Raw genomic sequence first — 6,335 nt, forward strand, 5'->3', positions numbered from 1 at the left:
TTCACCGGATTCGCCCGTGTCGCACCAATCAAACCTTTTGCGTTGCTGAGATCAGCTCATTACCGACTAGGACCAGGTTATCAAAACTACAACGGGACCCCTAACAATGCGAACATAACTCTCACGTCGACAGTGGGAGGAACAGTGTCATGGGCAGCCTCTACGTCACTTTCAGTTAAAGGTTCGGTACTGGTGGCTGAGGCAGAAGCAGCCTTCGGTTTGAACCTATCCACATCACTGACTGCAGCAGTGACGAACCGCATTGCGGTCACAGCCCGTCCGTATACAACAGTCTACGGAGACTACGGCGTTTGGCGCCGGAAGGCCTACGGAAAATATGCCATCCTCTATCCTTCTTGCAATAGCCAATCAGCATGGGTGACCAGCTACCTCCCAGGGAGGGTCGGCTGGAACGTTTGGGGCGGGTAGGCTCCACCGAAGCAGCGTCGCCGACCTTGACACCGAGGGGTCGGCGACAAGCTTTTTCTCCGAAACCAACAGGGAGCATCTATTGCTAAATCCAAAGAAGTGCAGACATCTCGCACCCCTGTCAGCGCTAGCCATTATTTTGGGAATTGGCGGATGCACTGAGAGGGGCGACGATAACAGCGTCCCGCCCACGCCGGAAGCAAGCGCGCTGGAAAGCCCGGAAGCGCTCCCGATACCGGAAATCGAGGCCCCTCCCAGCCCTCAACCAGGGATGAAGACCCTACTCACGGTGCCACCGACGAGTGGGAGCATAGTAGCTGGCACGGTACAGGCCGAGGCTGGCGCCATCTGGGTCAACGCTGACTGCATCGGCGGAATCCTCGAAATAAGTTTGAACGACGAAACTAGGCTTCCTATCACGTGTAGCGAAACCGAGATAACACCTTCTGGGAACCGCATCGGCTACTCCTCAGCTCGTCAGGTAACTGTACGAGTTGAGGCACCTCCGGAGGTTCACTGGAGCATCAGAATCGAGCAGGAAGGCACAACTGACGAACCCGGATAATTCCAGATTTACCCCCTGTTGAAGTGCTCGGCGCGAAGCCAGGGGCTGACTCACTCGTCGTGCTCGGTGTCGTTGTCGGCCACCCCGGTCATGTCCGACCCGAGCATGGCGCCCAGCCCTTTCGCGAACGCCCGCAGCCGCTCCCGCAGCACCTCTGCCCGCAGCTCCAGAAACCCCTCGTGGTCGCCAGCCAGCAGCCTGAGGAAGGCCCGCTCGGTGATGCAGTGGCTGGCCAGCAGCCGCATCACATGCTCCCGACTGATTGTGCGCTCCAGCTGGCCGTTGCGCAGCTCTCTGAACACCCCCAGCGGGTTGTCCCCCGGGCTGGTCGGCAGGATGATCCGGTTGGCCGCCGTCGAATAGCCGGACACGATCTGCCGGTACGCCTGCGGCACCCCGGCCGCCAACCGCTTCACCACGTCGAACTCCTGCCCGAGCGCGTCCCGCCGGGTCGGGAACTCGTGCACCTCCCACGCCACATACGCCAGCGTCCGGGCACTGTTCAGGTTGAACGGCTCCGGCATCGGCTCCACCGCACCGACGTCCAACTTCAAGGTCGGGGTCGCACCGGCCGCGAACGCCTTCATCTCCACCAAGCCCTCACGGATCCGGGTCGAGTTGGCACCCGCGAACGACCCCGCCCACGACGTCACCCAAAACCACCGCTCCAGCTCCAACCGCTGGTTACCGGTCGGCTCCGGCCGACAGTGGAAGAAATAGGCCAACAACACCAACTGATGCAAGTACGGCAACAGCGCCGCCAACGGCAGCCCCGCCCACCGCAGCAGCTCCACCGCCTTGTGCACTGCAGCATCGGTGGCGGGCATCGCATCGACCAGCCAATTCTGCACCGTTCGGCGAGCTTCTCCCACCGTGGGCTCATCACATCCGGCTACGCGAGCAGATCGCCACACTTACCGCCGAACTCGGCCGCGTCGACAGCGAACTGGCCGCCCTGGCGACCACCCGCACCACCCTGCGCGCGCTCGCCGCCGCCGAGTTCACCGCCGACGACCCGACCTTCGCCAGCACCCCCTACCAGCAGATCCTGGAAGTCCTCGCCGCCACACCCGCCGGGATGCGGGCGAAGGGCATCTGCCTCGCACTCGGCGTCGAACCCTCGCCGAAACACGTCGAAGGCACCCGCGCGAAGCTCAAACGCATGGTCAACCGCCGCGTCCTCACCGAAGACGAACCCGGAGTGTTCACTCTCGCCCCGAAAAGGACGTAATCTTCCGAACTGCCCTCTCAGAGCCATCGCCCGGCAAAACACTGTCATGTCCTGGACACCTGCAGGGCTAAACAATCTGGCCCGACAAGCTTGTCATGCCCCAGAGTCCAAATAGTAGCGATGGCCAGCAGCGGGGACGAACCTGTACCCAGGGGGAACCGCCCACTATCGACAGCCAGAATCCGTATCAAGTTGCATTTAAGTTAATGATGAGATCATTAACTTAACCCCAAGAAGATGGGGCTAAAATATCGATATACCTCGACAGCTGGGCAAATATATGAGAAGCTATCGAAAGTCCCGGCAGTTCTTGAGCCATCCCGCTCATGTGGCAAACGAAGGAGCAGCCATGAAGAAGGCCATCATCACATCCTTAATTCTAACTGGAACCATGGTAATAGTTGGCAGCCTCTTAGAGGACGTCTGATTTACGTATTTTGTCGGTTATGCGGGTTTAGCCGTATCGCCAGGTTGGGGTGGTTTCGGTGGTGAGTCGTTTCGCGAGGTTGTCGATCATCGCGATGGTGATCATGCTGGCGGAGTTGTCGGGTCGGGCTTCGTAGTCGCGTACGAGTCGGCGGTGGTGCATGAGCCAGCCGAGGGTGCGTTCGACGACCCATCGGCGTTTGACGACGCTGAAGCCCTTGGTCTGTGGGTCCTTGGTGATGATCTCGACGTCGACGCCGAGTGCGGCGCCGTGTTCGACGACGCGGTTCTTGAAGCCGGCGTCGGCCCAGGTCTTGGTCAGGGTGGGGTAGGTGGTGGTGGCCTGGTCGAGCAGGTCTGCGCCGATGGCGTTGTCGCTGGCGCTGGCGGCGGTGACGATGACGGCGAGGAGTAGTCCGAGGGTGTCGGTGATGATGCCGCGTTTGCGGCCTACGATCTTTTTCCGGCGTCGGTGCCTTGTGTGGACAGGGGGACGTTGGTGGAGGTCTTGACGCTTTGGCTGTCCATGATGGATGCGGTGGGTTGGATGGTGCGGCCGTGGTGGTCGCGGACGAGGCCGGTGAGCTGGTAGTTGAGTTCGGTGAAGATGCCTTCCTTGCTCCAGGCGGCGAAGTAGCCGTAGACGGTGCGGTGGGGCGGGAAGTCGTGGAGCAGGTAGCGCCATGCGATGCCGGTGCGGTTGACGTAGAGGATGGCGTTGAAGATGTCGCGTAGGTCGTGGGTGGGGGTGCGGCCGCTGACGCCGGCGTCGGTGCGGGCCTGTCGCCAGGCGGTCAGGCGGGGTGCGATCAGGGCCCAGCGGGCGTCGGACAGGTCGGACGGATAGGCTCGCCGTTCGGTCATTCGGTAGGCGTACGGTGTCCGGGCGGCAGCTCGGCGGACGCAATGTCCGTCGATGTGGGGATCAAAGTGAATCAGACACGATCCCGGGGTGAAATGCGGCGAAGCCGGGCGGGTCTGCGGCTGCCGGTATGCTGTCTTTCTAGGTCGGGTCGGGCATATTGCCCCGCTGGGGCGGAATGTGAATCGGCCGCTACCGGCGCGAAGATGAAGCAAACGTCCTCTTAAACCCACAACCCGCCTCAGCTGATTACTCGATCGCGGCGACATGCTCGCGGACAGTCAGAGTGCTTGGATGGTCGTACGGAACCACCGGGATCCTGCTTCCATCTACTGGCGGAACTGCCGCCAGTACAAATTGTGGCATGGCGCAAGGCGCGTACAGCTCCGCCGTTCGACAGCTTCAATTGAGCCTCAACCATTGTTACGGCGAATCCCTGGTTGTCGATTCAGATTTCGGACCCGCCACCGCAGCCGCACTACGACGCGCTCAAGCCATTGAGGGAATCACAGTCGATGGCATATATGGGCCACAAACCAGGAACGCGATTCGGTTCACAATAGGAAACGCATGTGATAAAGTTTATCAACCCGTCACCGTCACATAGGTCGACAAACCCTGGACGAGGTCCCACGACTGACACCACCAATCGTTCTTCCAGCACTACCGTTGCGTCAGGCGGGAGGAGCATGGTTGAATCCACTAAGGAAGATCAGGTTAGCATCAAGGCCAGGTAAGCAACTGCTCCGATGGAGCTTACGTATTGAGTGGCATTCACTGTATCGGGACTGCGGGAGCTACTCGCAGTCCCGATAGGCTTTCAAGTTCGGCACCTATCGCAGCTTCCGGTCAAAGGCCGAGCTGACGGCGTACCTCGGCTGCCACCCGGCCACCCTCGGCCTGGCCGGCCACCGCGGCCTGGGCCGCCTTCATGGCCGGGCCCATCTGCGCCTTGCCGGTGAACCCACCCTCGGCCAGCGCCCGGCTGACGATCTCGGTCAGCGCGGCGTCGTCCAGCTGACGCGGCAGGTAGCGGTCCAGCACCTCGCCCTCGGCCCGCTCCTTGGCGGCCTGGTCGACCCGGCCGGCGTCGGCGAAAGCCGCAGCCGCCTCCCGGCGCTTCTTCGCCTCCTTGGTCAGCACGGCCAACGCCTCCTCGTCGGAGAGCTCCCGCTTGGCCTCGCCGGCGACCTCGGCGTTGCCGATCGCGGCCAGCGCCATCCGCAGGGTGGAGGTGGTCAGCTCGTCACGGGCCTTCAACGCGGCCCGCATGTCAGCGGTCAGGCGGTCCTTCACGGTGCTCATGAGTGGCCAAACTACCCTGGTCGGCATGCGAAAGCGCACCGTATTCCGGCTCGCCGCCGGCACCGCAGCACTCGGCGCCGCCACCCTGGCGTACGCCTCGCTCATCGAGCGCAACATGTTCACCCTGCGCCGGTTCGACGTGCCGGTGCTCGCGCCGGACGCGGAACCGCTGCGCATCCTGCACCTGTCGGACATGCACATGATGCCCGACCAGCGACGCAAACAGGCCTGGGTCGCGGCGCTGGCCGGGCTGGACCCGGACCTGGTCGTGGTCACCGGCGACAACCTGGCCCACCCCGACGCCGTACCGGGCGCGCTGCGGGCCCTACAGCCGTTGCTGGACCTACCCGGCTCGTTCGTCTTCGGGTCCAACGACTACACCGGCCCGGTGTGGAAGAACCCGCTGGGCTACCTGCTGCCCGAGCGGGACTACCGGCCCGGCCCGGACCTGCCGTTCGAGGAGCTGCGCGAGGTGCTGGTCGGCGCCGGCTGGCACGACCTAAACAACCGCCGGGCGGCATTCAAGGCCGGCGGCCGGCTGATCGACGCGGCCGGCGTCGACGACCCACACATCGAACGTGACGACTACGCCGCCGTCGCCGGCCGGCCGTCGCCGGAGGCCGACCTGAGTCTCGGCCTGACCCACTCCCCCGAGCCCCGGGTGCTGGACGAGATGGCCGCCGACGGGCTCGACCTGCTGCTCGCCGGGCACACCCACGGCGGGCAGGTCTGCATGCCGTTCGTCGGTGCCCTGGTCACCAACTGCGACCTGCCCCGGTCGATGGCCAAGGGCCTGCACCGGTGGCCGGGCACCGACTCGTGGCTGCACGTCTCGGCCGGGCTGGGCACCCACCCGACCGCGCCGGTCCGGTTCGCCTGCCCGCCGGAGGCCACCCTGCTGACGTTGATCGCCCGCTGATCCAAACCTGACCGAACGTCGACGCAGGTCAGCCTGCGTCAGCCGGCGGCCCAGTGACGCGCCGCCCGTGGGCCGGCGGCGGCGCACCGGGGATACCGGATTTGCCCTGCCGGGCCGGTGGGCTAGTATTGCCCAGCGGACCTCGGGGTGTGGCGCAGTTTGGTAGCGCGCTTCGTTCGGGACGAAGAGGTCGTCGGTTCAAATCCGGCCACCCCGACCAGGTCAAGGGCCATGTCGATCACATCGACATGGCCCTTCGCATGTCCAACTGCGTGTCTGAGCGCCCTGGCTGGTGCAGTCGAGTTTCTCACCTGGCGGCGGATCGCCGGATGAGACGGTAGCGGGGCGGGGGCGGATCCGGACGCCCGCGATGCTCGTGTTGGTGTTCACGCACCTGGTTCTCCCAGATCTCCTGGTCGTAGTCGGGGTCGGGCGGGATCCAGCGGTGGGAGCCGTCGTCGTAGTGCATCGGTTCGTCGCCGGGGCGCAAAATCGACATCACAGCCAGCCGAGAAATCGCCAGTAGAGGTCGCCGCCGCCGTGCCCGGCCGGCAGGTCGGTCATCGCCTCGACCATGTTGGTGGCGAGGTAGACCGAC

Annotated in this window: 6 protein-coding genes, 1 tRNA gene and 1 pseudogene; 3 read left to right on the plus strand and 5 right to left on the minus strand. The window is 64.0% G+C overall.

The annotated features are described in order from the left end of the window. Positions 1-1,044: 1,044 nt before the first annotated feature. The 3 genes and pseudogenes from ACFHWT_RS30900 to ACFHWT_RS30910 form a co-directional block, all read right to left on the minus strand. Positions 1,045-1,821 (minus strand): hypothetical protein, encoded by a 777-nt coding sequence (locus ACFHWT_RS30900; protein ID WP_416598179.1) that lies wholly within the window; start codon positions 1,819-1,821, stop codon positions 1,045-1,047. A 65-nt stretch (positions 1,822-1,886) separates the two neighbouring features. After that, on the minus strand, positions 1,887-2,273 hold the full coding sequence (locus tag ACFHWT_RS30905; protein ID WP_416598180.1) for a hypothetical protein: 387 nt from the start codon (positions 2,271-2,273) through the stop codon (positions 1,887-1,889). A gap of 406 nt (positions 2,274-2,679) precedes the next feature. Beyond that, positions 2,680-3,515 (minus strand): annotated as a pseudogene (locus ACFHWT_RS30910) (IS5 family transposase). Positions 3,516-3,877: 362 nt separating this feature from the next. On the opposite strand from ACFHWT_RS30910, the gene ACFHWT_RS30915 reads away from it, so the two are divergent. Next, on the plus strand, positions 3,878-4,120 hold the full coding sequence (locus ACFHWT_RS30915; RefSeq protein ID WP_416598182.1) for a peptidoglycan-binding domain-containing protein: 243 nt from the start codon (positions 3,878-3,880) through the stop codon (positions 4,118-4,120). Between the two features lie 242 nt (positions 4,121-4,362). Here ACFHWT_RS30915 and ACFHWT_RS30920 read toward each other — a convergent pair whose 3' ends face one another. Next, complete coding sequence (locus tag ACFHWT_RS30920) at positions 4,363-4,818, minus strand: GatB/YqeY domain-containing protein (protein ID WP_416598183.1); 456 nt, start codon at positions 4,816-4,818, stop codon at positions 4,363-4,365. 25 nt (positions 4,819-4,843) lie between these two features. On the opposite strand from ACFHWT_RS30920, the gene ACFHWT_RS30925 reads away from it, so the two are divergent. Beyond that, positions 4,844-5,737 carry a metallophosphoesterase gene (locus tag ACFHWT_RS30925; protein WP_416598184.1) on the plus strand — a complete coding sequence of 298 codons (894 nt, stop codon included), beginning with the start codon at positions 4,844-4,846 and terminating at the stop codon, positions 5,735-5,737. 143 nt (positions 5,738-5,880) lie between these two features. Then, positions 5,881-5,957, plus strand: a tRNA-Pro gene (locus ACFHWT_RS30930). An 87-nt stretch (positions 5,958-6,044) separates the two neighbouring features. On the opposite strand, the gene ACFHWT_RS30935 is transcribed toward ACFHWT_RS30930, so the two are convergent. Beyond that, positions 6,045-6,236: a hypothetical protein gene (locus tag ACFHWT_RS30935; RefSeq protein WP_281555796.1), complete on the minus strand. Its 192-nt coding sequence runs from the start codon at positions 6,234-6,236 to the stop codon at positions 6,045-6,047. Positions 6,237-6,335 lie beyond the last annotated feature (99 nt).

It is taken from the genome of Micromonospora sp. LOL_021 (assembly GCF_048060215.1).
Classification (GTDB): Bacteria; Actinomycetota; Actinomycetes; order Mycobacteriales; family Micromonosporaceae; genus Micromonospora_E.